This window comes from Pseudoalteromonas sp. NZS11_1, from assembly GCF_015864275.1.
Classification (GTDB): domain Bacteria; phylum Pseudomonadota; class Gammaproteobacteria; order Enterobacterales; family Alteromonadaceae; genus Pseudoalteromonas; species Pseudoalteromonas arctica.
The window spans coordinates 22,268-48,459 of the sequence record NZ_JADYXK010000005.1; the positions used below are offsets into that span (position 1 = coordinate 22,268).

Below are 26,192 nucleotides of genomic sequence, written 5' to 3' on the forward strand. Positions count from 1 at the left end.
CACAGCAAAGTAATTAAGCTAATTCATCTTTTAAAAACTAAGCCTTAGTACAATTACACCTAAAAATGCCGTTGTTAATCCTATAACTTCTTGGCGTGTAAAAGACTCTTTTAGAACGATGCGTGAATACAACAAAATAATTAAAATATTCATACCTGAAATCGCTGAAACTAGCCCTGTATTACCAATAGCAAAAGCCGATATTATTGCAACCATGCCAGCTACATTTGTTAAACCAATAAGTAACCCGCACGAAAATGTTTTACCGGCAGACCAATACGCTTGAGAAGAGCCTTGCTCTGTTAGCATTTTTTTACGCTTTACTAACCAACTAACGGCAAAAAGAAAGCTACCAAAACCAAACATAGACGTTAAAGTTGCAAACGTATCCGCCTCAAGAAGTGTAGATTGCTTACCCATTAAATCATTAAATGCAAAAGACAGTGCCGCCAGTAATCCCCATTGCGCGCCTTGTAAATTACTTAATGAGATATCGCTGGAGTAGCGAATAATATAAAGGCCGCCAAAAATAATAAAAAAGCCGATTAATTGAATAACAGTTAAGGTTTCTTGCCATAATAAAAAGGCAAATAAAAGTACAAATAAAGGCGTTAACCCCGACAGGATGCTAATTAAAGACGCTTTCCCAACCGAAAACCCTTTGTGCAAAAACCCATTAGCCGCAAAAGATCCAAAACCTAAAGCGAGCCCAACCGTAATATCAGCCCAGCCGTACCATGTGTGCTCAAACACCACAGTACCTAGCACACTAATTATAAATCCCACAAAAAAAACACCGAATAATAATAGATTACGATTAATCTTTTTTTGTGACGTCCATTGGTACATTATTCCTCGCGCACCAAAAAAAACAGTGGCGAGTAATGCAAAAATTATCCACATATAAATGATACCCTTTATAATTTACTTCGATAAACCTGAATAAAAAGTGGTTATTTAACATTGTTGAATGCAATGACTATTACATAAAGGTTCAGCTGTAAAACACGTAGCCACTACAAAAGCGTTACCCGATACCTAGCTTCTACTCTATAAAATAAGCAGCTTAAGCTTCACATAATAAAATACTAGTCACACAATTACACTTTAATAAACAACAACACCAGTATATTTAATCTATAAATATTATAAATAGGCATAAGTGGCACTATAGATCCCATAAATAGCACTTAACTATTTAGTCGCTTAGCTTCAATCACATAGTGAGCAACTAACACACAGAAATAACAACAATTTAGTGAAAAAAAACGAATTTATAAAAACATAAAAAAACAGTTTTAAACTGTCATTTTATCGCCAATATATTTTTAACCTAAAACTCAATTGACTTTATTTTTAAACTCAATATGATTGATTTAAACAAAGAGGATAATATGTTTACTTTAATCACATACCTGCTAAAAACAAATACCACCTTCGGAATTTAAGCCGAGTGTAACCCTTACACTCGGCAGTTACACTGTACCTTAATATATTTAAATTCGATTTAGTTTTTGTGGGGATAAGTCCATGCTTTCTTTTCTGTTCGAGCGTAAAAAATCTTTCCTGTCTAAAAATGACTTCACAGACGCAGCGGTACTATTACAACCGCTGAAGCTTGCGTATTTACTACAAGAAGTCGAGTATTCACAGCGGCCTTGGTCAAAATTCAATCCACATGTACAAATTAATAGCACGGTGGTCATTAAAAATATAACCACCGGTTTTAAGCGCCGCATAACTTTAGTGCCTCCAAGCCAACGAAGGCACTTTATTAGTGACGTATCATTTCACTCTCCTCTTGGGGTCGCTCTTTTAGGGCATAAAATAAATCATATTATTGAATATAAAGAAGCTGGGGAATCCCACCTTTGGGAAATAATAGCCATTAATATTAAGGAGGAAATATAGAGTAAATTATTTCAATTTTTATTTATTAATTTTATATATTTAATTGGAGTTATTTGTAATGAGTAAAGAAAAACCTAAAAAACATGCAAGCAAAACATTAAAACAAAAACGTAAAGAGCGAAGAGATAAGCTAAAGCAACTTGAAAAATAATTAATATTATTTTAAATAAAGTCGCAAACTCGGGGTTTTTATAACCCCGAGTTTTTTGAAAAAACTATATTCAGCTGTAGCTAAACAGCTTGTTTAAATGGATTACGAGTATCTTGATGCTCATCAAGATTACGCATTAAAATAGCGTGCGCTAAGTTAATGCCTTCATTTAGCGGTATTTTTACAATGTGACCAGAGCCTTTAGCATCGCTAATAGTTTCCCCCTTTTTGTTTTCCATATATTCAAGCTTAAAAGTAATGTTACCTAGTGGTGTCATAAGCTCTAAGGAGTGACCTGTACAAAATTTATTTTTAACGTCTATTTCAACTAATCCATTTTCGCAGCGCCCAAGTACTTCACCCACAAATTGCTGTTTAGTTGATACAGAATGACCGTACTCATAGTTTTGATAATCTTGGTGAGCGTGGCGTTTTAAAAAGCCTTCGGTATAACCACGATGCGCTAGATTTTCGAGAGTTTTAAATAAGTTAGTATCAAATGGTTTACCCGCAGCTGCGTCGTCTATTGCTTTGCGATAAACTTGTGCTGTGCGCGCTACATAATAAAATGACTTAGTACGCCCTTCTATTTTTAAACTATGTACACCCATTTTTGTTAACTGCTCTACGTATTGCACAGCGCGTAAATCTTTTGAGTTCATAATATAGGTGCCGTGCTCATCCTCGAATGCAGGCATATACTCACCAGGGCGACCTTGTTCCTCTAGCATAAATACATCGTTACTTGGCGCGCCTTCACCTAGTGTAGGAATAACTTTTTTTGGGTCAATTTTATGCACCATTTCGCCGGTTTCATTCTCAACACCAGGTTTTATATCGTAATCCCAACGACATGCGTTAGTACACGTGCCTTGGTTTGGGTCGCGCTTGTTAATGTAGCCCGAAAGCAAACAACGCCCTGAATACGCCATACAAAGCGCACCATGTACAAACACTTCAAGTTGGGTGTCTGGGCAGAGTGTGCGTATTTCAGTTATTTCTTCGAGCGACAACTCCCGTGATAAAATAACGCGTTCAATCCCCTGTTTTGCCCAAAATTGTACACTCGCGTAATTTACCGCATTTGCTTGTACCGATAAGTGAATTGGCATGGCAGGCCACTTTTCACGAACAAGCATAATTAGACCAGGGTCTGACATAATCAGCGCATCGGGCTGCATCGCAATAACTGGCTCTATATCACGTAAATACGATTTAACTTTAGCGTTATGCGGCGCAATATTAGACACCACATAAAACTTTTTATTTTGCGCATGCGCTTCACTAATGCCTATTTGCAGGGTCTCTAGGTCAAACTCATTATTACGCACACGCAAACTATAACGAGGCTGCCCCGCATAAACCGCATCTGCGCCATAAGCAAACGCATAGCGCATGTTTTTTAAACTGCCTGCGGGGCATAATAACTCAGGAATAAAAGGCATTGAAGAAATAACGGGTAACATGTGCGCTCCATACATCGAACTGGATTTAAGGCAGTTGCATGAGTTTTACCAATTTGATTGAAAAATCAAGCATTAATCCAGTGAAATTGGTGTTATTGAAAAATACATAAACAGAAGCGCAGCAGTATAAATATGGTTAATAATTTAAATTTGATCGAGATCACAAAACTGCCATCAAATTGGTTTTTAATATAATTAGGATTTTTTACTTAAAACGCGTATAATTCGCGCCCGTTAATATTCACACTTTTACTTAAAATTATTGGAGCATAAAGATGGCTTTAGAACGTACTTTTTCAATCGTAAAACCTGATGCAGTTGCTAAAAACCACATTGGCGCTATCTACAACCGTTTCGAATCTGCTGGCCTTAAAATCGTTGCAGCTAAAATGGTTCACCTTTCACAAGAGAAAGCTGAAGGTTTCTACGCTGAACATAGCGAACGTCCTTTCTTCGGTGCTTTAGTATCTTTCATGACATCTGGTCCAGTAATGGTTACAGTTCTTGAAGGAGAAAACGCTGTTCTTAAAAACCGTGAAATCATGGGTGCTACTAACCCTGCTGAAGCACTAGCTGGTACTTTACGTGCAGACTACGCTGATAGCATCGACGAAAATGCTGTTCACGGTTCTGACGCTGTTGAATCTGCTGCTCGCGAAATCGCGTACTTCTTCGCTGACGAAGAGCTTTGTTCACGTACTCGTTAATTCGAATTCGTTAACATATTGAAAAGGGCTTTCGGGCCCTTTTTTAGTCATTACGTAAAGTATTAATCAGTAAACTAATAATGTTTTACTTAATGATTAAAGTGAGTGAATTGTGTACAATTCGTCCTCGTAAATTTTATCTCCACCGTCACCGATTGAGGTTGTTTCATGACCGAGCAAAAAAAGATTAACTTATTAGATTTAAACCGAGATGCAATGCGCGAGCTATTTGCATCGTTCGGTGAAAAGCCGTTTCGTAGTGACCAGGTGATGAAATGGATTTATCATTTTGGCGTAGATAACTTCGACGATATGAGCAACGTAAACAAAAAGCTTAAAGAAAAACTTAAAGCTGAGTGCGAAATTGTAGCGCCAGAAATCACTGTGCGCCAACAAGCAAGCGACGGTACTATTAAGTACGCACTTATTCTGGAAGGCGGCCAAGAAGTAGAAGCCGTTTGGATCCCTGAAAAAGAGCGCGCTACGTTATGTGTATCATCACAAGTGGGTTGTGCTCTTGAATGTACTTTTTGTTCTACTGCTCAACAAGGCTTTAACCGTAACTTAAAAGTATCTGAAATTATTGGTCAAGTTTGGCGTGTAGCTAAAGATATAGGCCTTGATGGTCATAGCGAAAAGCGCCCAGTAACTAACGTTGTAATGATGGGTATGGGCGAGCCTTTACTTAATCTTAAAAACGTAGTGCCAGCAATGGAATTAATGATGGACGACTGGGGCTTTGGTTTATCTAAGCGCCGCGTAACATTAAGTACTTCAGGCGTTGTACCTGCACTTGATTTACTAAAAGAGAAAATTGACGTAGCACTGGCTATATCACTTCACGCACCAGATAACGCACTGCGTGACATTTTAGTGCCAGTTAATAAAAAGTACCCTATTGAAGAATTTTTAGCCTCGTGTCGTCGTTATATCGATGGCTCAAAAGCAAATAAAGATGTAACGGTTGAATACGTGATGCTTAACGGTATTAACGACAGCACCGATCAGGCGCATGCATTAGTGCAAACGTTAAAAGGCACACCTTGTAAGGTAAACCTTATTCCGTTTAACCCATTCCCGGGTAATGAATACACGCGTTCAAGCAATAGCCGTATTGACCGTTTTTCAAAAGTATTACAAGCAGCAGGCGTTACCTGTATTGTTCGTCGTACTCGCGGGGACGATATTGACGCCGCTTGCGGACAGTTAGTCGGTGACGTAGTTGACCGTACTAAACGTTTAGCTAAAAAGAAAATGCGTGACGATAACGCAATTAGCGTTAATATCCACCAAGCATAATCTGTAACTGCCCTATGTGAATAAGTCATATAGGGCAGTTAAGTTGTTTATTTTTAAATAAATGATGCAAGAATAAAGGTTTTAGGTAAGATAGGCGCCATGGACTAAAAATAAAGAGATAAGGTAATGCGATCTATACTTGCTATAACACTATCAACACTTGCCTTAAGTGGCTGTGTTAGCGAAAGTAGTTATAACGGCAGTAATAAACCCGTCGTCGAAAATAAAATTAATAATACTGGCGCAGCACGAACACGAATTGCTTTAGCCCTACAGTATTTAAAAACGGGTAATAACTCTCAAGCCAAATACAATTTAGAACGTGCAGCTGCATTTGCTCCTGACCTACCTGAAGTACATTACTCTCTTGCTTATTACTATCAACAAGTAGGCGAAAACCCGCTAGCTGATAAAGCCTACCAAAAAGCACTCGAAATAAAGCCTGACGATCCTAATACCCTTAATAACTACGGCGTGTTTTTATGTGGTATTGATGAATACGATCGTGCAACTGATCAATTTTTAAAAGCCATTGAAGTACCAAGTTATATTCGCGTTGCCGAAAGTTACGAAAATTTAGCCTTGTGTGCTATTGAATTTGATGATTTTGAAAATGCAGAAAGTTACTTTCAACAGGCACTTAATCACAGCTCTCAGCGTACATCTACGTTAATTAGTTTAGCAGCGCTGTATTACGCAAAAAGTGACTTATACAAAGCCAGTGAACTTTTAAAACGCTACGAAAGCACAGGTCGAGTATCCTCTCGCGCATTAATGCTTAGCTACCTTGTAAAAAACAGAATGGGCAGAATAGAAGAGGCTGAAAAAATTTCCAGCACTATTTTACAAACTTACTCTAGCAGTAACGAAGCCTATGCATTAAAAGAGAAAAGAACACGTTTTAATGAGTTTGAAATACTGCGAGAAAAATACCGTAAAGCGCAGTTAAAAGAACTAAAAAATGACGAAAGCGGCGCGCACGTTAGTTCAAAAAAACCAAAAATAAAAGTAATCAGAAAGAAACGTTCACCACAAGACGGTTCAACAAGCTTGGTAACAAACGACGAGCAAAAAACAGATAAAAAGATCGCAATAGCAAATAACCAAGATGTAAATCCAGTTAGAGTAAGAGAAAAGCAAGCTAAGGCAGTACAAAACACGGTCAGTAAGCAAGCCGATGAAGCAACCGTAATAGCAAAACAAATAACAACTCAAAAAGAAGAAGTTCCTAAAGTCGTAGCGCCAAGCAAACCTACCGATACATCGGCTGTTATGCTTGCACTTACTACTGAGCACGACTCTACAGATTCCGTAGTAGCTGCACCTAAAAAAGCTAAGCCCGTTTACGAACCTCAAAAAGAAGCTATAGCAGCAAAGCAACCAACTAAAGCTGATGGCGAAGTTACAATAATTTCGTTTGGCGCACCTAAAACAGGCCAGTTTAATTCGCAGCAAACTAGTAACTATAGTAATTCAGTTCCTGCAGTTACCGCTCAAAAAAATAATAGTGACGTGGTATTCTACGAAGCGACTAAAAATACAACTGTATTTGAAAATAGCAGCTATCAAAATGATGCAGATATTGAATTTAAAAGTTACGAAGCAGTACAAAAAACAGAGCTCCCAATGCTTAACCCTAAAGTATCGCCTTTACGCGTGCCATTTCACGTAATTGCTGTTGGCGAAAACCTATTTAGCATTTCGGTGCGATACAATGTTAAACTACAAAAGCTCCTGCAATGGAATGGTCTAAAAGAGTCGGATCGGGTAATGAATGGAAGTAAAATATACCTAAACGATCCAAATATTTATTACGAAATTAAAGCTGGTGATTCCCTTTACGATATAGCTACCCAGCGGCATGTATTAATTGATGAATTAATGCGATGGAATAAATTAAGTCCTGATATAGCACTAAAACCAGGGCACAAACTTTTACTAGTGGATCCAGACTCATACACATTATGAATGAAGAAAATACGCAAACACAGAGCGAACAGCCAACTGTAGGCCAAATATTAAAAAATCACAGAGAACAAGCGAACGTTAGCATAGCGACTATTGCTGCACCGTTAAAGCTGTCTGAACTTCAAATTAAACGCCTTGAAAATGATGAATTTACATTACTCGGCCCTATTACTTTTGTTAAAGGCTATATAAAAAACTATTGCCGTGAATTAAAAGTAGATAGCGCACCTATATTAGCAATGATGCCAGCCCCACCGGAGCCGGCTAAACCCGCTAATATGCAGAGTTTTTCACGCCGTACAGAAAAAGAAGCAAACGACAGTCGTTTAATGTTTTTTAGCTATTTAATTTTAGCGATTGTTATTGGCTCATCTGCTTTATGGTTTTGGCAAAACGCGACACCTATTGAAGAGCAAACGAGTAACATAAACGTTGCCAACTCAAAAATGAGCGAGCGCCAAGCCGCTCAACCCAGTATTTCAGAGCAACAGCAACAAGCCGAAATTGACGATGAATCATTATTAGAATCACAAAGCACGTCTAGTGAAACATCAACAAGCCCAGAAATAGTTAAAGAAACGGCTCCTATTGCTTCTAACAGCGCAAGTCAAGACGATGCTAGCAGTACAATTGTCATGAACTTTACTGGCGAAAGTTGGGTTGAAATTTACGACGGCGAAGGCGAAAAAATAGCATTCGGCGTTAAAAAAGCAGGCTACATTATGACCGTAAGCGGTACGCCTCCTTTTTCAGTTGTGCTTGGTAAGCATGACGCTGTAGACATTACTTTAAACGGTGAACCTGTAGATGTTTCTGCATTTCCTCAAAACCGTTTAGCCAAATTTACATTACCACTAGCAGAGTAGTCGCTATGTTTTCAGAATCTCCAATTAAACGCAGAAAATCCACCCGAATCAATGTAGGTAACGTCCCTATTGGTGATGGTGCCCCTATTGCAGTGCAATCAATGACCAACACCGACACCATGGATGTTGATGCAACTGTTGCACAAATACAGGCAATACAAGATGCAGGTGCCGACATAGTCCGTGTATCAGTACCAACAATGGATGCAGCCGAAGCGTTTAAAAGTATAAAAGAGCAAGTAACGATTCCGCTAGTTGCAGATATTCATTTTGATTATCGTATTGCCTTAAAAGTAGCAAAATACGGTGTAGATTGCCTGCGTATAAACCCGGGTAATATAGGTAGTGAAGAGCGTATTAGAGCCGTAGTAGACTCAGCACGCGAGCACAACATTCCTATTCGTATTGGTGTAAATGGCGGTTCACTAGAGCGCGACTTACAAGAAAAATACGGCGAACCAACACCAGAAGCCTTATTAGAATCAGCAATGCGCCATGTAGATATATTGCGCCGCCTTGATTTTGACCAATTTAAAATATCAGTAAAAGCGTCTGACGTATTTTTAGCTGTAGGTGCATATCGCTTACTCGCTAAAGAAATAGACCAACCACTGCATTTAGGTATTACCGAAGCGGGCGGCATGCGCTCAGGCTCTGTTAAATCTGCAGTAGGTTTAGGTATGCTTCTTGCCGAAGGTATTGGCGATACCCTGCGTGTATCACTTGCTGCCGACCCGGTACAAGAAATTAAAGTAGGCTTTGATATCTTAAATTCATTGCGCATTCGTTCGCGTGGAATTAACTTTATTGCCTGCCCTAGCTGCTCACGCCAAGAGTTTGATGTAGTAAGCACCATGAACCAACTTGAAGAGCGCTTAGAGGATATTATCGAACCTATGTCAGTTTCGGTAATTGGTTGCGTTGTAAATGGACCAGGTGAAGCGCTTGTGAGTGATATAGGGCTTGCCGGTGCAAATCGTCGTTCTGGTTTGTATATAAATGGCGAACGCCAAAAAGCGCGCATTGATAACAACAACATTGTTGACCAGCTTGAAGGTTATGTACGCGACTTTATAGAAAAAAAGCAGAGCCAAACACCGATTGACATAAAAATAGTCGAATAAATACCGCATAAAGCGCCAAACAGCGGTGTTTGGCGTTTACCTTTATAGCTAGTGGATACCCAAACGACCCCAAGATACAGAATTCAGCGTTTCACAGGCTCTTAATATCAAGGCGTTACTTTGCAAGAATGGCAATCCCTTTTAAAAAGTAACAACGATGAGAGTAAGTGTCTGTGAAACACCCAACGGGTTGGTTTAAAAGCGATTTATACTGCGTTATTGATTTTAACAATAGAACCACTATTACTTTCAATCAATGCCTTGCCTAAATCGCTTTTAATTCCAACTGAAACTCGCATCATGGGGTCATTTGGGTATATAATGACGGGTCAATTTTTAGCATTCTTGTTGTGTAAGCATTTTTCATTACACAAAAAAACAGCATTTAGGATTTATCAGTGGCAAAACAAATTCAGGCAGTTCGCGGTATGAACGATTGTCTGCCGGGCGATACACAAGTTTGGCAGAAAGTAGAAAACATTTTACGCGAGACAGTAGCATCGTTCGGTTATCAAGAAATTCGTTTTCCTATTGTAGAATCAACCGACTTATTTAAACGCTCTATTGGTGAAGTTACCGATATAGTAGAAAAAGAAATGTACACCTTTGCCGATCGCAATGGCGACTTATTAACACTTCGCCCAGAAGGCACCGCAGTATGCGTACGTGCTGGCAACCAAAATGGCTTACTATATAATCAAGAACAACGCCTTTGGTACATGGGTCCAATGTTTCGTCACGAGCGTCCGCAAAAAGGTCGTTACCGTCAGTTTCACCAATTTGGTTTAGAAACATTTGGTATTGCTACAGCAGATATAGACGCAGAAGTTATTTTATTAACAGCGCAACTATGGGAAGCCTTTGGTATTACTGACCACGTTCGTTTAGAGCTAAATTCTCTAGGATCTAACGAAGCGCGTGCAGATTACCGTGATGCGTTAGTAGCCTACCTTGAGCAACACATTGATGTGCTTGATGAAGACTCAAAACGTCGTATGTATTCAAACCCATTACGCGTACTTGATAGCAAAAATCCAGACGTACAAGCAATTTTAACTGATGCGCCTAAATTGTCTGAAAATTTAGATGCTGAATCAAAAGAACATTTTGCAAATTTATGTGAACGTTTAGACGCTGCTGGCGTCTCATATACGGTTAATGAAAAGTTAGTACGTGGTTTAGACTACTACAACCGCACTGTATTTGAATGGGTAACCGACAGTTTAGGTGCACAAGGCACTGTATGTGCTGGCGGACGTTACGATGGCTTAGTTGAACAACTTGGCGGCAAAGCAACGCCAGCAGTTGGTTTTGCAATGGGTCTAGAGCGCTTAGTATTATTACTACAAGCACTTGAGTGTGTAGGTGACATTCGTCGTAATGCTGATGTATATTTAGCAGCAATGGGCGACAAAGCAAGCATTCAAGCTCCTGCAATTGCAGCGCAACTACGTAAAGACGTACCGGGTTTACGCGTTATGGTACATGCGGGCGGCGGCAACTTTAAAAAACAATTAAAACGTGCTGATAAAAGCGATGCACTTGTTGCAGTGATTATTGGTGAAGATGAATTAGAAAAAGGCGTTGTGACCATCAAGTATTTACGCGAGCGTAAAGAACAAGTCACATTAGAATTAGAACAAGCTAAAGCGCTATTAGCTGAGCTTATTAACGGCTAAGCGAACATTAGAGGTAAGAATGGATATTTATTCAACAGAAGAACAACAAGCAGAAGCCATTAAACGCTTTTTCCGTGAAAACGGCATTTCACTTGCGCTAGGTATACTTGTTGGCCTAGGTGGCTTATATGGCTGGAAAGCATATAACCAAAACCAAATTACTACCGCTGAAAAAGCATCAGATTCATATACAGCGCTTGTTGAAAGCGATGATGTTTTATCTTCAGCTGATGCGTTTATTAGCGAAAATAAAGACACAAACTACGCAACACTTGCTGCATTCGTTGCTGCAAAAGACGCAGTAGAAGCGAAAAAACTAGACGTAGCAAGCGAAAAGCTAAGCTGGGTTGTGTCTAATACGCCAAATACAGAATTAAAAGCAATTGCGATTACACGTTTAGCACGTGTTCAAATTGCGCAAACTAAATATGACGATGCATTAACGACATTAAATGCACCATTACCTGAAGCGTTCAATGCAAACGTGGCCGAGCTTAAAGGCGACATTTACACTGAGCAAGGTAATAAAGATCAAGCACGTACTGCATACCAAGCAGCAATAGATGCGGGTGGATTAACAAGTAACCCACTATTACAAATTAAGTTAGATGACCTAGCAGTAACTAGCCCAGCGGCATAAGGTTTTAGGCATGAAAAAATTTACAACAGCAGCCCTTGCCCTATGTATGGCAACATTGATGGGTTGTTCATCAAGTGATGATGAAGATGAACTAGTACTTCCTGAAATTGTAAACCAATTTGAAACTGACGTTGTTTGGCAAGAATCTGTAGGTGATGGCGTAGAGCATTATTTTTCTCGTTTAACACCCGCAGTTTACAAAGATACTGTGTATGTTGCTAGCCGCGAAGGCCAAGTAGAAGCGCTTTCGCTTGATAATGGCGATACAAAATGGGAAACCGATGTACGCCAAGATTTATCGTTTTGGCCTTGGGCTGACAACGGTAATGCAAAATTATCAGGTGGTATTTTGCAAGCCTATGGTAAAATTTATATTGGTTCTGAACACGGCTTTATTATTGCTCTTGATCGCGAAACTGGTGAAGAAGTTTGGCGTAAAAACGTACCAGGCGAATCTCTGTCTAAACCAACAGCAGGCGATGGCTTAATATTTGTAAATTTAGGCTCTGGTAAATTGTTAGCCCTTCACCCAGATACAGGCGAAGAGCGTTGGAGCTTTGAACAAGAAGTTCCACCACTAACATTACGCGGACAAAGCTCGCCAACCGTTGCTAACGGTGGTGTATTAGTAGGCCTTGAAACAGGCAAGCTAAGCGTATTAATTTCAGACAGTGGTTACTCAGCATGGAGCGCAGAAATTGCGGTTGCTAAAGGCGCATCAGAATTTGAACGCCTAGTTGACGTAGACACTCAACCACTTATTAGCGGTCCATACGCTTACGCTATAGCTTACAACGGCAACTTAGCCGCTGTAGATATTCGCTCTGGCAATGTTGTATGGAAACGCGAGTACAGCAGCTACCGCGAAATTGCGATGGATGCACAAACAATTTATTTAGTAGATAGCGATGGTGTTATTTACGCATTAGATAAAAATTCAGGTATTGAACGTTGGAGCCAACCCGCTCTACGCGGTTGGTACCTAACAGGCCCTGCAGTTGCAGGTAGCCACTTAGCTTTAGGCGACCAAGAAGGTAACCTACATTGGCTAAATAAAGAAACTGGCGAGCTAGTATCTCGTGAAGACTTTGACAGCTCGGGCTTTTTTGTTGAGCCAGTTGTTGCCGACGATAAGCTAATTTTATACACCCGTGATGGTGAAGTTAGTATGGTAAAAATACCAAACTAAGTTACTAATAGTCATATGGTTTTTTTAAGGCTTCGCACTGCGAAGCCTTTTGTTGTTTTTTAAAGAGGTAGTTTATGCTTCCCGTGATCGCTCTAGTTGGGCGACCCAATGTGGGCAAATCCACATTATTTAACCGTTTAACACGTACTCGTGATGCACTCGTAGCCGATTTTCCAGGTTTAACACGAGATAGAAAATATGGCCAAGCTAGTTACGATGGCTATGAATTTATCGTGGTAGACACGGGCGGTATTGATGGCTCAGAAGAAGGCATCGAAATCGAAATGGCAGATCAATCTCTGCTAGCTATTGAAGAAGCCGACATTGTTCTGTTTTTAGTAGATGCTCGTGTAGGTATGACCGTAGCTGACCAAGCAATTGCTAATCACTTGCGTAAACAAGATAAAAAGTGTTTTGTTGTTGCTAATAAAACCGATGGTATTGATGCAGATTCAAACTGTGCTGAATTTTACCAATTATCATTAGGTGAAATTCATCATATTGCTGCATCGCATGGCCGTGGTATTACGTTATTACTTGAGCAAACACTTCAGCCGCTTATCGCTGAATTAGCTGCACAAGACGAAGACGTAACAGGCGATGACGAAGAGCTTATTAATCTTTACGAAGAAGATGAAGACAGCGATACCGATCACCAGGCATTTGCAGACAAACCTGTAAAGCTTGCGATTATTGGTCGTCCTAACGTTGGTAAGTCAACGCTTACAAACCGTATACTGGGTGAAGATCGCGTAATTGTATACGACATGCCAGGTACAACACGTGACTCTATCTACATTCCGATGACTCGAAATGAAAAAGAGTATGTGTTAATTGACACCGCAGGTGTTCGTAAGCGTAAAAAAGTAAGCGACGTAGTTGAAAAGTTCTCTGTAATTAAAACGCTTCAAGCAATCGAAGATTGTAACGTTGTGTTATTGATTGTTGATGCTCGCGATGGTATTTCAGATCAAGATTTAAGCTTATTAGGCTTTGCTCTTAACTCAGGTCGTTCATTGGTAATTGCAGTGAACAAATGGGATGGCTTAGACGATTACGTTAAAGATCGTATTAAATCAGAGCTCGATCGCCGTTTAGGCTTTATTGACTTTGCACGCCTACACTTTATATCTGCACTACACGGTACAGGTGTTGGTCATTTATTCGAGTCTGTTGACGAAGCGTATGAATCAGCGACTAAACGTATAAGTACTGCAATGTTACGTCGTATTATGGACATGGCTCAAGCCGATCACCAGCCGCCACTTGTTCGTGGTCGTCGTGTTAAGCTCAAATATGCGCATGCCGGTGGTTATAACCCACCACGTATTGTTATTCACGGTAACCAAGTTAAAGATTTACCAGATAGTTATAAACGCTACCTGATGAACTACTACCGTAAAGCGCTTAAAATTATGGGCACACCTATCAAAATCGAATTTAGAGAAGGTGAAAACCCATTTGCTGGTCGTGTTAATAAAGTAACACTGTCGCAAAAGCGTAAAATACGTGCATTTGCTAAAGAAAACCGTAATAAATAAACTTTTCAAGAGTTAGTTTATTACAATAAAAACGGCGTACTTTTTAGTACGCCGTTTTTGTTTTAATATGTTATTAAGAGTTACAAACCAAGTAAAGCTAAGCGCACCAAGTTCTCAACGGTGGTTTCATGTGCACTTTTATTTTTATTAGTTGGCGTAAACCTAGAAGTAGGTGATTTAATAGTTATAAAGCCATGATTGGTGGCCATTTCATGAGCTAATAGCTTTCGCTCTTTAGGTGTTAAATGGTTTTCGTGTATTTTTGCCAGTTCACCGCTATCAAGCCATATGCCTGCACAACCTGGGCATTCGTCTATTTCAACCACTTTAAGCGGTGAAAAATACCGGCGCATCATCACAATACTTGGGCATTTAGGACAATTTACTCGCATTGAGACATCGCCCTCACCTTCAATATAATTACTTAAATGTTTAAGTAATACCTGACCATGCTTTAACGCTGGCGAGCTAAACTTAAAAATTTGGTTGTTATCAAAAAATACGCCGCCTTGCACTGAAGTGTAAACAGTAATACCGCCAATTAATAATGGCTCAAGAGAGGCATTTGTACGTGGGCATAACATTCTAAAAATCCTTTTTATTTTAATACCTAGCTTACACTACTTTATTCAAGCGCTTTATGAATAAGCCCAACAAGTGGCGTTGGCAATTTAATATTACCTGCAAGTACAAACTCATGCGCTTCATCTGACATTTTTTGCCATGTACGGCGAATAATACCAATCCATTTTTCTTCATTGTAATCTGGTTTTGCACTGGCAAACCCAAGCATGTAGTGTTCAATAAACACCAAACTCGCTACATCTTCTACTAATTGGCTATCTGGATTGCGCTTAATATCTTTTTTAGCAACTGCATTATAAACACGGTTTTGGTCTGTATCGTTAAACCCAGCTTGTTTCATTAATTCAACAACTAGTGACGCATGAAATATATAAAGTGCACTGCGCCATTGATGATAACCCTGCTTGTTCATTTCAAAGTCACTACGTGGCGACTTCCAACGTTGAATATGTTGCGCACGCACTGCAATTTGCATGAGTGCATCGGCATCAGGTTTAAAGCGAGTTAGCATTTCGCTCATACGCTGTGAGTATAAATACTCTTTTGGAAAACATTCTCCATTGTGCTGCTCAATATTTGGATCTTGGTTATTAGCTTCATCAATCAGCGTTATTACTTTATTAAACATGACGGTCTTTTATTGTAATTAGTTTTAATCATTCTAAACGCAGATAAAACAATAAACTAGTGCCCCACTCACTTCAGCGGTGAAATTTGTTCAATCAAAAAGTAAAACCAACTGATACTGGTTATAAAAGTAAGCGCATTAATAAAGTTAACTTGGTACTATATTAAAAACAAAAATGATAAATGTGCGTACACTAATAAAAATTAACGCGCTAAAAATGAGAATAATATGTTTAAAAAAACAATTTTAGCTATTTGCTTAGCTGTAGCATCACTGCCGAGCGCAGCCGATAGCAATGCAGATTTAAAAACCATTATTGATAACCATTGGCAAAATGCAAAAGCCGAAAAAATCTTTTTTCGCACCGACCCTGATGGTTGGAAACCCAACGGTACCTTACCAAATTGGAGCGAGCAAGCCATTGCAAAGCGCCAAGCTTATAACAACAGCGTACTAAAAAGCTTAGCCAGCATTGACCCAAAAACGCTCAACAACGAGCAGCTAATGAACTACCGTTTATTTAAATACGAGCGAGAAACAGAGCAGCAAAGCTACCTTTTTCAAGATAAGTATTTTCAGGTTAACTTTTTAAGTGGCTGGCATACCTACTTTGCCGAAGCACCAGCTAATATGGCATTTTTAACAACCGATGATTACAACGCATTTTTAGTAAGCCTTGCCGACTACCCTCGCTTTAATCAAGAAAACATTAACTTGATGAAAGAAGGTATTGAAAAGGGTTACACGCACTACTGCAAAACATTTGAAAATTACAGCCAGAGTATTAACGCTCATATTGTTAAGCGACCTGAAAACAGCGCCTTATACGAGCCCTTTACACGCATACCAAATACATTTACAGCAGAGCAAAAGGCCACATACCAAAACAAAGCAAAAGCCTTAATTAGCTCAAAAGTAGTTCCGGCTTATCAAGACTTTTACGACTTTTTTGAAAACGATTACATGCCTAACTGTAGAACAGATCCGGGTATTTCAAGCGTTAAAGGCGGGCTTGAGTATTACAAATATGCAGTTAATTACTACACCACAACCAATGCCACACCAAAGCAAATACACGAACTTGGCTTAAAAGAAGTGGCACGTATAAAAACACAAATGCAAAACATCATTGATAAAGTAGGCTTTGATGGCACGTATGCTGATTTTTTAGAATTTTTAGCAACCGACGAGCAATTTTACGCAACAGATGCGCAAGACTTGCTTGAAAAAACAGCCTTTATTACGCAAAAAATGTATGGCAAGTTACCAACCTATTTTAATCATTTACCACGTAATACCTTTACTATAAAAGGCTCAGCGAGTCGCGGCGCGTTTTATATGCCACCTGCTGATAACCGCTCCCCTGGCACTTACTTTTTAGCCTCAACACCTAAATTGCAACCTTTGTATAATTTAGAAGCGCTAAGCCTGCACGAGGCAATACCAGGGCACCATTTACAAAACGCGATTGCAATGGAGTTAGATGTACCCGAATTTAGACGCACACTTAGCCATTCAGCATTTGGCGAAGGCTGGGCACTTTACACCGAACGTTTAGGTAAAGAAGCCGGCTTTTATCAAAACCCATACAGCGACTTTGGTCGTTTAGGTTATGAAATGTGGCGAGCAGTGAGGCTTGTTGTTGATACTGGTATTCATGCCTTTGGCTGGAGCCGCCAAAAGGCAATAGACTACTTGGCAGATCACACTGCTTTGCCACAAAGCGCGGTAGAGGATCAAATAGATCGTTATATTTCATGGCCAGGCCAAGCGCTCTCTTACAAAATGGGCGAAATAAAAATACGCGAACTGCGTGCAAAAGCCGAAAAAGAACTCGGGGCTAAGTTTGATATTCGCAGCTTTCACGATACAGTTATTGGACAAGGCTCGCTCCCTATGGCTGTACTTGAAGACGTTATAAACGATTGGATAGCAAAACAAAAATCGGCTATTTAAAATTAATGAGGGCGGTATTATTTGCCACCTTTTTCTAAACGGACTTTTAATGAAACACCTACTTATTTTTATATCACTCATTTTATTTAGCAGCCAAGCTAATGCGTTTTGTTTAGATGCATCAAACTACATAGAGGGAGTAAAATATGGCGTTTGTGGGGAGCAAACTGATTCAATTTCCCTTACGCCTTATTTTATTATATGGATGCTTTTAAATGTGTTATTTGGGCAAATGCTTAATAAGCCAAATATACACGTGGGATTTAAATATTTACTTTTCCTATGTGCGTTCCCACTGAGCCCGTTAGTACTATTAATGAATTTAACTGGAATGGTGGTATTTCGGGTTTATCAAAAATATGCAACTACTTCTTCAGCCAAAACAGCTCAGCCTAACCCTGATGACGCAAAAGCTGTTATTGAAAAACCGAGTATTAATCAACTAATAATTGGTGAGTACACTTTTGACAGCATGCAGCAGTCTTTAATTAAAGAAGATAACCTCTACACATTAGAGCCCAAATGCATGCAGGTACTTAGCTATTTAATAGAACAACAACCAAGAATAGTTAGCCTTGAAGAGTTACACAATAATGTATGGGAGAATCAAATTGTAACCGACACCGCAGTAAGGCGAGTTATTAGCAAACTACGTGTAGCCCTTAACGATAACGACACAAAAAACCCCACATATATAAAATCTGTAATGAAGCGAGGTTATCAGCTTATAGCTAAAGTAAAAACACAACCCATTGAATAATAGTGATTTATTAAAGTTATAACCGAGGTGATATCGTGGTTATAACTTTATAATAACTAGTTAACGGCTTTGTTATCGTTATTTTTTGCCAAACGTTTTAATTTGTTTAGGCGCTTTAGAGCGACCCATAAAATTAAATAACTAAGGAAAAAATATGAAACATTTACTGCCGCTAACACTATTATTAATTACAACATTAGTTACCATCAGCCTAATTGGTAACGCGCAATGTATAGAAATAGGTAACGCATCTATTGCCAGTATTTCATTTGGCACATGTGATTTATCAAGCGCTAAAACAACGCTTTCACCGTTAGTTACCATTTTTTGGTTAGCAATGAATATACTTTTTGCGGTAATACTGCCTAAACCATCTATTGCTAAAAAGTACAAAGTCGCTTTGTTTATTTGTAGTTTACCGCTTAGCGTATTTGTGTATTTAATTGCTTATGTATCTACTAACCTAACTAACAAAACCAAAACCGTTAAATAAAACTTAAGCAGGTGAGTAAGTAATACTTGCTCACCGCTTCATTACTAAAACTTGCAGCTAACTAATCCCTACCCGCTTTTGCTTCGTAAAGTTAATGATTATAAAAACCTGAGCAAACCTATGAGCAAACGCATTTTATATTGGCTACAAAACGATTTACGCCTAACCGACAACCCAATTTTTAGTGACCTTGCGTTGCAGCAATGTGCTATCGATATTCTATTTGTAATAAATCCGCACTGGTTTAAAAGTAATAATTACCAACAAAAGCCATATGGTGTGCATAAACAACAGTTTTTAATGCAAAGCTTGTACGAGCTGCAACAAGCGCTTATTGAACGCGGACAAACACTGCACGTACTTGAGGGTGAACCTGTTAGTGTTTTAAAGCAGCGTATAGCTGAGCAACACATTGATGAAGTAGTGTGCAGTGAACATGTTGGAACCTATGAGCAGCGCCAACTTGCGCGACTAAAAGCACATTGCCCACATGTCATATTTAAAACAACTCAACAAGACACTCTATTTCAACAAAGTGATCTCCCTTTTGATTTAAACGAGCTGCCTAAAAGCTTTACCCCATTTAGAAAAAAAGTAGAGGCGATAAACATACCTATAACAACCTCAACTCTGCCTAAAGGTTTACTCCCTCAACCTATAACATTATGTGCGGCCAAACCAATTGAGCTTAATGAGCATACTAATTATAACAACGCAGTAATGCATGGCGGGCTTAAAAGTGCGCAAACACATTTAAATCAATACTTTTCAGGCTTGCTACCAAGTACTTATAAAATAACTCGAAACGAGCTTGATGGCTTTAATAACACCACAAAATTTAGTAGCTGGCTTGCTTTTGGCTGTGTAAGTGCGCGGCAAGTTTATAAAGCCATTGAGACGTACGAACATAACCAAATAACAAACGAGTCTACCTACTGGATTAAATTTGAATTGCTATGGCGAGAGTATTTTAAATGGCATGCACTTAAAGCAGGCAACAGCCTGTTTAGTTTTAAAGGTCAAAAGCAAACAAAACCCCTTACTACATTTATGCCAAACCGCTTTGCTGCGTGGTGTAATGGCTCAACACCCTACCCATTAGTCAATGCCATTATGAATGAGCTTAATGAAACCGGTTACATATCAAATAGAGCAAGGCAAATTGCAGCGAGCTGCTTAGTTAACGAACTTGCTCTTGATTGGCGCTATGGCGCAGCTTATTTTGAACAACAACTGATTGATTACGATGTAGCCGCTAATTGGGGCAACTGGCAATACATAGCAGGTGTAGGCGTAGATCCGCGTGGTGGTAGGCACTTCAATATTGAAAAACAAACGTTACAGTTTGACCCGCACGCTTTTTACACTAATAAATGGCAAGGCAATGAAAACACCAGCAAACAGCTGGATACTTTAAACGAAGTTGATTGGCCAATTTAAGCCGCCAATCAACTTTTACCAAGTAACGTTTAAATCAGCTCAGCAATACCTATATTAATAGCGTAACCACCCAATGTTAAAAACAAAAATAAACACAGCGCCAGTAACAGCGGTTTAATACCGGCTTGGCGAATTGCCCCAACATGTGTGCGTAAACCCAAAGCCACCATAGCAATAGTGAGTAATATATTATCAAACCATACAATAGCGCTTGTAACCACTTGAGGAATAATAGAGAGTGAATGCACACCACTTGCCACAATAAATAACACCGCAAACCAAGGGATGGTAATACCCGTTTTTTGCACACCTCCATGCACGTTATTGTTTGTTTTTGCATGCTTTTTACTTTGCCAAAACGATAACCCCACTAAAAATGGCGCGAGCATCATCACGCGTAGCATTTTTTCTATAACGGCGGTATCAGCAGCATTGGCGCTTACAGCTGTGCCCGCTGCAACCACTTGTGCTACTTCATGAATGGTTGAGCCAACAAAAATACCGTACGCATGCTCACTCAGCCCCATGTAATCAAATATAATTGGGTAGGCAAACATGCTTAGCGTGCCAAACACCACCACCGTTGCCACCGCTACCGATACTTTATGTGCCTGAGCTTTTATTACAGGCTCGGTTGCCATTACAGCTGCTGCGCCACAAATAGAGCTACCTGCGCCAATTAATATTACTGTTTGCTCATCAAGCTTAAATACACGTTTGCCAAGTTGAATTGCTAATATAAACGTACCGCTGAGCATAACAATATCGGTTAGTAACCCACTCCAACCAACGCCAGCTACCTGTGCAAAGGTAATTCTAAAACCAAATAAAATAATACCCGCTTTGAGTAAAATACTTTTAGCGTAATCAACACCTACATCGGTACGCGTAGCTATACGCGAAAACACACTGTTACCCACAATAATACCAACTACAATACCAATAGTGAGTGAGCTAAATTGCGCAGCTTGCATTATTGGTAATTTACTCAGCGCAATAGCAACACCCGCAAGTACAATAACCAGTAACATGCCAATCCACCAGCGCGTATCGCCGTATTGCTTAGTATTAATACCTAAAGGCTGAAAACTATTTTTAATAGCGCTAAGCATAATATTCCCTCACTTAAACCATGTTGATGTGTTGACTTAATTGTAAAAAAGCGCAAAATATAACCCCAATATATTAAAATCATAATTTGATAACCTAAGGTTATACAGTTTAAGGTATTCAATGAACTTACATGCACTTAGGGTGTTTTATACAGTGGCTAAATTGGGTAGCTTTTCAGGCGCAGCCGAAGCGCTTTTTATAAGCCAGCCCGCTGTTTCTAAGGCACTAAAAGAGCTAGAGCATCAGTTAAACATTCTACTTATTGAACGTGCATCTAAGGGTAAAAAGCTCACCTTAAGTGAAGGTGGACAAGCACTTTTTGAACATGCCCGCAGTATTTTTGCTATCGAAAAAGCCGCCATTGAAGATATTAAATCGCGCACAGGGCTTAAGCGCGGTACATTAGTTATAGGAATCAGCACCACCATTGCCAGTTATTGGCTACCGCCTTATTTAGCCAAATTTTGTGCGCAGTACCCACATATAAAAGTAGAAGTACAAGTTGCTAATACCGCGCAAATTGAGCATGCCTTACTTGAATGCACTATAGATTTAGCACTGGTTGAAGGCACACCTACCGAGCCGCATATAATAAGTAAGCACTGGCAAAACGATTTAATGAGTATCGTTATACCCAGTAACTTTAAGCCCACGAAAGACTTAAAAGCATGGTTAAACAAACAGTTTTGGTTATTACGTGAGCCGGGCTCTGGCACTTTAGAAATGTCGGTAAAGTTATTAGCAGAGCATGGCGTACAAACAGAGCAAAGTATGCAATTAGGCAGCAACGAAGCCATAGCAAGGGCCGTCGCTCAAGGTATGGGGGTCGCTTTATTGCCAAATGTAGTTACTGAGGATTTGGTGCAGCTTGGTAAATTAACACGCCTGAGTCAAAAAAATAACGAGCAACTCTCTCGGCCACTTTATCAACTGCATTATAAAGACAGACCGTCTTCACACGCTGCACAAGCGTTCGAAAAAAGCCTGTTTAGTGAATAATGCTCACAATCTGTAAGTAGTAAGGCACCAGTAGCAAATTTAGATAAAGTTTAATATATGAAGTCAAAATTTGAGCCCTTTAGTCTTTCTGATGCCTATTAGCTAAGTTAAAATTCACTTGTGTTACGTGATACACCTTTCATGCTTAACTATTAAATTAAAATAATTTTTAAACATGTGTTCAGAACTGATATCCCTTAAATCCACATCAAAATAGTAGCCGCTTTCTAAAAGTTCCAAACTTTCTAAATCATTGCAAATGCGTTCAAGAATTAAATATTTATACTTTGGAGTTATGCTTTTAATGCCATCCGGAATAAGCCCTTCGGCATCAAAATTCAAAACAACTCTTAAACTGGTACCTGAATAGCCATAGTTTACAAAACTAATTCGGCTATCAATAGATGAAAAAAAAGCGCTGTAGTGATTTTTATCTTCTTCGTATTCCCATTGAGAAGCATCCCCCCAAATCAAGACAAAAATAACGCCAAAAGCAGCTGCAGCTACAAACAATTTGTTGGCATTTATCAAAAACCACAATTGAACTTTTTCAGATCGCATTAATTTCATAAGTCACATAACTTTTAAGTAAAAGACTAAATCAGTCGGATAAAATAAAAGACTAATAATCAAAACTAAAGTCTTGCTCATTCACATGTGTGGATAATATAACTAAGGTTAAGAAAAATACCTTGATGCTACACCAATGCCGATAAGTAAAATAATTAATAAAACCCAATATCTTTTTGAACCATCTAAATTTTCACCGCACACTGGGCAAGATGATGACGCGATTGAAGTCCCGTTAAGATTTGTCGTTTTAACTATTGGGGAGGTAATTCCTGATTTACACTTTTTGCACTTCATAAATATCCATATTAATTATAAATAAAATCGCGGGATGATGCTCACATAACGCTTACCTAATTGACGTTAAATGACAGGCTATAATTAGCAACAAATCAAAGAATGCCAAGCTTTATACATCCTTTTAATTGAATTGCCATAACATAAGAATAGACCTTACAAACCCTTAGTTAAATCTTGTGCCAATGTGCCCGTTGGCTTTTCAATTACGCGTACTAACTCTTTACCATTTTGCTTAACAATAAACGTAGGGGTATATTGCAAGTCGTTAGCCTGTGCAATACCTGCATCGTCTTGCTTGTTGTAACCTACGGCCACATATTCAATGCTTGCAAGTTGTACTTTAGATTCATCTAGTAACTTAATTAAACGCGGCACTTCGCGCTCACTGTCGTGGCACCATGTGCCAAATAATACAATTAGCTCTTTACCTTCTAGCTTTTGCATTAACGCAATGTCTTGTGCTGTTGGCGTAAATGCTTTGTATTGCTCGTTAAACTTGTCGTAGTCGCTTAGCAGTACATCAGTGGTAATTGCGCCCGAAAATGGTGCTTCAGCAGCACAGCTTAATAACGGCATGCTTAAAGCACACAATAAAATTAATTGTTTAAACATAAGGTTGCTCTTAATTAGATATTAAATTAGGTATTAAAGTTAGGTATTAAATAAGGCATTTAACGACTATACCCAATATTGAGTGTGGAGTGAACAACTCAAGACCGTTACTTTTTATCCATAAAAAAGTTAACTTGCGATAAGTTAGTTAAATATTCTCGCCTTACGTCTTTATTCTCGGCTAACTTATCTAAGTCACCAATCAAGGTAACAAGCTTGGTGTGTGAGTGACGGTTTGTTTCTATAAAATCATCTTGTTTGTCATCACTCTCATCGCGCTCTTTTTTATGCATTGAGTAGCTGTTTTCGTTTTCTTCAAGCCAAATATCGTCAATTAAGCGAATGTCGCTTTTACTAACGGTTTGCTCTTGCATCGCCATTTGCAGCTCGTATTGGTTAGTTTGCGGGTTAAACGCATACATTTTTGTATCAACATCAACCTCGTGAGACTGATCAAGCCCCACAAGCTCTTTATTTTTAACCGCAGTCCCTACGTTATAACTTTCTTCTTTGTTGTAATAATCAGGGCGACTGTATTGATAATCAAAGTGGCTACTTACGTTTTTACTTTGCGTTACACCGCTAAGATCTCCTAATTGGGTTTGATCAGTCGCTTGGCTTAGCTCAATGGTACTTTTAGGCTGATAGTCGCCGTTATCCAACGCATAAGAAAATGTAGCATCAAAATCAGCGAGCTTAGAAATACCCGCTCCCAATGTATTTGGCGCTTTATTACCTAGCCCTTGGTAACGGCTATCGTTTGCGACCATGTTATCAACTAAATCGGCTACCATGGCGCGCCCGTCATTAAAGTGCTGTTCTGCAAGTGACTCCAAATTACTATAGCGCTCAGCCGCTGATGACATGCTCGTAAAAGCGCCTTTAAATAATGCAAAGCCTTGCTGCATTGCCTCATCGCCTTTTCGCCCAAATGCCGACTCTTTATCGTCTTTGGTACTGTTTACTCGGCTATCTTCTAAGCTTTGATCGAGCGACGCTAAATACTGCTGCATTTGCTGCGTGTCTTTAGCGCCAATGGTTGACATATCAAGTGCAAAATCAATGTCGTTTTGCCCACCTGCGGCTTTAAACACAAGTGCTTGCTGGTTTGATGCTTCATCAATGGAGTAACTTAAATCAAGCGTGTTCTCTGCAGTATCAAGCGCATCATTTTGCGTTGTTGAAAACGACACATCAAAGCCTGTTAGCTGCTCTCTATTAAACCCTGCTAAAAAATCTAAACTCATGTCTGTTTGGTTTGGCACTATAAGAGGATTAAATGAGTTTTCACTCACTTTAAAAAATTCATCGGCCATTTCGCCAACACCACTGAGCACCTGCGTAAGTGCTTTATGCTCAGCCTCAGATAAATCGCCATTTACTTCGTAACTTAAACTAAAGCCATCAACGGCTTCGCCTGTGTTTTCATCGTACCCTTGCGATGAGTTAAAGATAATGTTTATAACATCGCCTTCTTTAGTTTTTACCGAGAGCTCAAACAGGTAGTTATCGTCATCCTCGTATTTTGCGCGATTGAGGCTTTCCATGTAGGGATTAAGTGAGCGCTCTACACGTTGCTGGCTTGAGGCTAAAAACGTTTTTTGCTCATGCCCAAGCTGACCTAAACTCGATAAAATATCACTGGTATTAGCATAAGCACCCTGAATATTTTTAACCGACGTATTTAATCGCTCAATTAATTGGGTACTGTTTTCGTTTTTTAATAACCCCTCATGCTGAGAGCTTATTACGGTGCGCAGGGCGAGTTCTTCATCGGAGAGTTTATAGTTAAGCGTGCTAGGCGAACTTGAAATAGTAAATAGCGAGGTAAGTTGCTGTTGTAAAATATCCCCTACTTTTTGATTGCTAGCTAGTGCTTCGTCAATAGTTTCGTTATTTAGCTGGCTTAATAATTCATCGGATATTTTGGGGGCGTTAGTTTGTAAATCATTAATAGCTTGAAGGTCGCTACCGGTTAGCAGCGAAGGACTCACAGAGGTTTGGTTAGCGTTATTAACTGATTGGGCAAGTAAAGTGCTTAAATTAGACTGGCTGCCAAGTGCATTATTAACCATGATTATCCTTAATCTCTAAACCCTATTAAGTAATGTATCGGGCGCTTAGTTAAAAGCTTTAGCTTAAGGAGATATTTTTTACCTATTATTTATACAAACAATAGGCCTAACTCTTAAGGC

23 protein-coding genes are annotated in these 26,192 nt (G+C 39.3%); 15 read left to right on the plus strand and 8 right to left on the minus strand.

The genetic code is table 11. The features are described 5' to 3' along the window. Nucleotides 1-30 precede the first annotated feature (30 nt). On the minus strand, nt 31-903 hold the full coding sequence (locus I6F44_RS05875; protein ID WP_197173411.1) for a DMT family transporter: 873 nt from the start codon (nt 901-903) through the stop codon (nt 31-33). Between the two features lie 627 nt (nt 904-1,530). On the opposite strand from I6F44_RS05875, the gene I6F44_RS05880 reads away from it, so the two are divergent. After that, the gene (locus I6F44_RS05880; protein WP_024604280.1) at nt 1,531-1,911 is read left to right on the plus strand and encodes a GreA/GreB family elongation factor; all 381 of its coding nucleotides are present in this window, start codon (nt 1,531-1,533) and stop codon (nt 1,909-1,911) included. Nucleotides 1,912-2,142: 231 nt separating this feature from the next. Here the strand turns inward: I6F44_RS05880 and trhP are convergent, their stop codons facing one another. Next, nucleotides 2,143-3,528 (minus strand): prephenate-dependent tRNA uridine(34) hydroxylase TrhP, encoded by a 1,386-nt coding sequence (gene trhP, locus I6F44_RS05885; protein WP_197173412.1) that lies wholly within the window; start codon nt 3,526-3,528, stop codon nt 2,143-2,145. Nucleotides 3,529-3,803: 275 nt separating this feature from the next. On the opposite strand from trhP, the gene ndk reads away from it, so the two are divergent. The 9 genes from ndk to der all read left to right on the plus strand — a co-directional run bounded on the left by ndk (nt 3,804) and on the right by der (nt 14,541). Continuing rightward, a complete protein-coding gene (gene ndk, locus I6F44_RS05890; RefSeq protein WP_007377442.1) occupies nt 3,804-4,235 on the plus strand; it encodes a nucleoside-diphosphate kinase in 432 nt (143 codons plus the stop codon). A 168-nt stretch (nt 4,236-4,403) separates the two neighbouring features. Continuing rightward, entirely contained in the window at nt 4,404-5,534 is a 1,131-nt protein-coding gene (locus tag I6F44_RS05895) for a bifunctional tRNA (adenosine(37)-C2)-methyltransferase TrmG/ribosomal RNA large subunit methyltransferase RlmN (protein ID WP_024592994.1), read from the plus strand. Nucleotides 5,535-5,660: 126 nt separating this feature from the next. Further along, on the plus strand, nt 5,661-7,502 hold the full coding sequence (gene pilW, locus I6F44_RS05900) for a type IV pilus biogenesis/stability protein PilW (protein WP_197173413.1): 1,842 nt from the start codon (nt 5,661-5,663) through the stop codon (nt 7,500-7,502). Continuing rightward, nucleotides 7,499-8,368, plus strand: a complete 870-nt coding sequence (locus tag I6F44_RS05905) for a RodZ domain-containing protein (protein ID WP_197173414.1) — start codon at nt 7,499-7,501, stop codon at nt 8,366-8,368. Before pilW ends, I6F44_RS05905 begins: the two co-directional genes overlap by 4 nt. Nucleotides 8,369-8,373: 5 nt before the next feature. After that, nucleotides 8,374-9,492: a flavodoxin-dependent (E)-4-hydroxy-3-methylbut-2-enyl-diphosphate synthase gene (gene ispG, locus I6F44_RS05910; RefSeq protein WP_007583427.1), complete on the plus strand. Its 1,119-nt coding sequence runs from the start codon at nt 8,374-8,376 to the stop codon at nt 9,490-9,492. 398 nt (nt 9,493-9,890) lie between these two features. Continuing rightward, the gene (gene hisS, locus I6F44_RS05915; RefSeq protein ID WP_007583429.1) at nt 9,891-11,171 is read left to right on the plus strand and encodes a histidine--tRNA ligase; all 1,281 of its coding nucleotides are present in this window, start codon (nt 9,891-9,893) and stop codon (nt 11,169-11,171) included. Nucleotides 11,172-11,190: 19 nt separating this feature from the next. Further along, on the plus strand, nt 11,191-11,811 hold the full coding sequence (locus tag I6F44_RS05920) for a YfgM family protein (RefSeq protein WP_007583431.1): 621 nt from the start codon (nt 11,191-11,193) through the stop codon (nt 11,809-11,811). A gap of 10 nt (nt 11,812-11,821) precedes the next feature. Then, nucleotides 11,822-13,000 (plus strand): outer membrane protein assembly factor BamB, encoded by a 1,179-nt coding sequence (gene bamB / locus I6F44_RS05925; RefSeq protein WP_007583433.1) that lies wholly within the window; start codon nt 11,822-11,824, stop codon nt 12,998-13,000. A 74-nt stretch (nt 13,001-13,074) separates the two neighbouring features. Beyond that, nucleotides 13,075-14,541, plus strand: a complete 1,467-nt coding sequence (der, locus tag I6F44_RS05930) for a ribosome biogenesis GTPase Der (RefSeq protein ID WP_024592997.1) — start codon at nt 13,075-13,077, stop codon at nt 14,539-14,541. 80 nt (nt 14,542-14,621) lie between these two features. On the opposite strand, the gene I6F44_RS05935 is transcribed toward der, so the two are convergent. Next, nucleotides 14,622-15,125 (minus strand): TFIIB-type zinc ribbon-containing protein, encoded by a 504-nt coding sequence (locus I6F44_RS05935; RefSeq protein ID WP_121954476.1) that lies wholly within the window; start codon nt 15,123-15,125, stop codon nt 14,622-14,624. A 41-nt stretch (nt 15,126-15,166) separates the two neighbouring features. After that, on the minus strand, nt 15,167-15,754 hold the full coding sequence (locus I6F44_RS05940; RefSeq protein ID WP_121954475.1) for a DUF4202 domain-containing protein: 588 nt from the start codon (nt 15,752-15,754) through the stop codon (nt 15,167-15,169). 228 nt (nt 15,755-15,982) lie between these two features. Between I6F44_RS05940 and I6F44_RS05945 the strand changes: the two genes are divergently transcribed. The 4 genes from I6F44_RS05945 (at nt 15,983) to I6F44_RS05960 (ending at nt 20,403) form a co-directional block, all read left to right on the plus strand. Next, entirely contained in the window at nt 15,983-17,710 is a 1,728-nt protein-coding gene (locus tag I6F44_RS05945; protein ID WP_197173415.1) for a DUF885 domain-containing protein, read from the plus strand. A gap of 49 nt (nt 17,711-17,759) precedes the next feature. Continuing rightward, nucleotides 17,760-18,470, plus strand: coding sequence for a winged helix-turn-helix domain-containing protein (locus I6F44_RS05950; protein ID WP_197173416.1), 711 nt, complete (start codon nt 17,760-17,762; stop codon nt 18,468-18,470). 154 nt (nt 18,471-18,624) lie between these two features. Then, nucleotides 18,625-18,963 carry a transcriptional regulator gene (locus tag I6F44_RS05955; protein WP_197173417.1) on the plus strand — a complete coding sequence of 113 codons (339 nt, stop codon included), beginning with the start codon at nt 18,625-18,627 and terminating at the stop codon, nt 18,961-18,963. Nucleotides 18,964-19,083: 120 nt separating this feature from the next. Continuing rightward, entirely contained in the window at nt 19,084-20,403 is a 1,320-nt protein-coding gene (locus tag I6F44_RS05960) for a DASH family cryptochrome (protein WP_197173418.1), read from the plus strand. Nucleotides 20,404-20,432: 29 nt separating this feature from the next. Here the strand turns inward: I6F44_RS05960 and I6F44_RS05965 are convergent, their stop codons facing one another. Then, nucleotides 20,433-21,515, minus strand: a complete 1,083-nt coding sequence (locus I6F44_RS05965) for a YeiH family protein (RefSeq protein WP_197173419.1) — start codon at nt 21,513-21,515, stop codon at nt 20,433-20,435. Between the two features lie 121 nt (nt 21,516-21,636). On the opposite strand from I6F44_RS05965, the gene I6F44_RS05970 reads away from it, so the two are divergent. Continuing rightward, nucleotides 21,637-22,515 (plus strand): LysR family transcriptional regulator, encoded by an 879-nt coding sequence (locus I6F44_RS05970; RefSeq protein WP_197173420.1) that lies wholly within the window; start codon nt 21,637-21,639, stop codon nt 22,513-22,515. Nucleotides 22,516-22,638: 123 nt separating this feature from the next. Here the strand turns inward: I6F44_RS05970 and I6F44_RS05975 are convergent, their stop codons facing one another. The 3 genes from I6F44_RS05975 to I6F44_RS05985 form a co-directional block, all read right to left on the minus strand. Continuing rightward, complete coding sequence (locus I6F44_RS05975) at nt 22,639-23,085, minus strand: hypothetical protein (RefSeq protein ID WP_231612795.1); 447 nt, start codon at nt 23,083-23,085, stop codon at nt 22,639-22,641. 453 nt (nt 23,086-23,538) lie between these two features. Then, nucleotides 23,539-23,997, minus strand: coding sequence for a thioredoxin family protein (locus tag I6F44_RS05980; protein WP_197173421.1), 459 nt, complete (start codon nt 23,995-23,997; stop codon nt 23,539-23,541). A 107-nt stretch (nt 23,998-24,104) separates the two neighbouring features. Next, nucleotides 24,105-26,072 (minus strand): hypothetical protein, encoded by a 1,968-nt coding sequence (locus I6F44_RS05985; protein ID WP_197173422.1) that lies wholly within the window; start codon nt 26,070-26,072, stop codon nt 24,105-24,107. Nucleotides 26,073-26,192 lie beyond the last annotated feature (120 nt).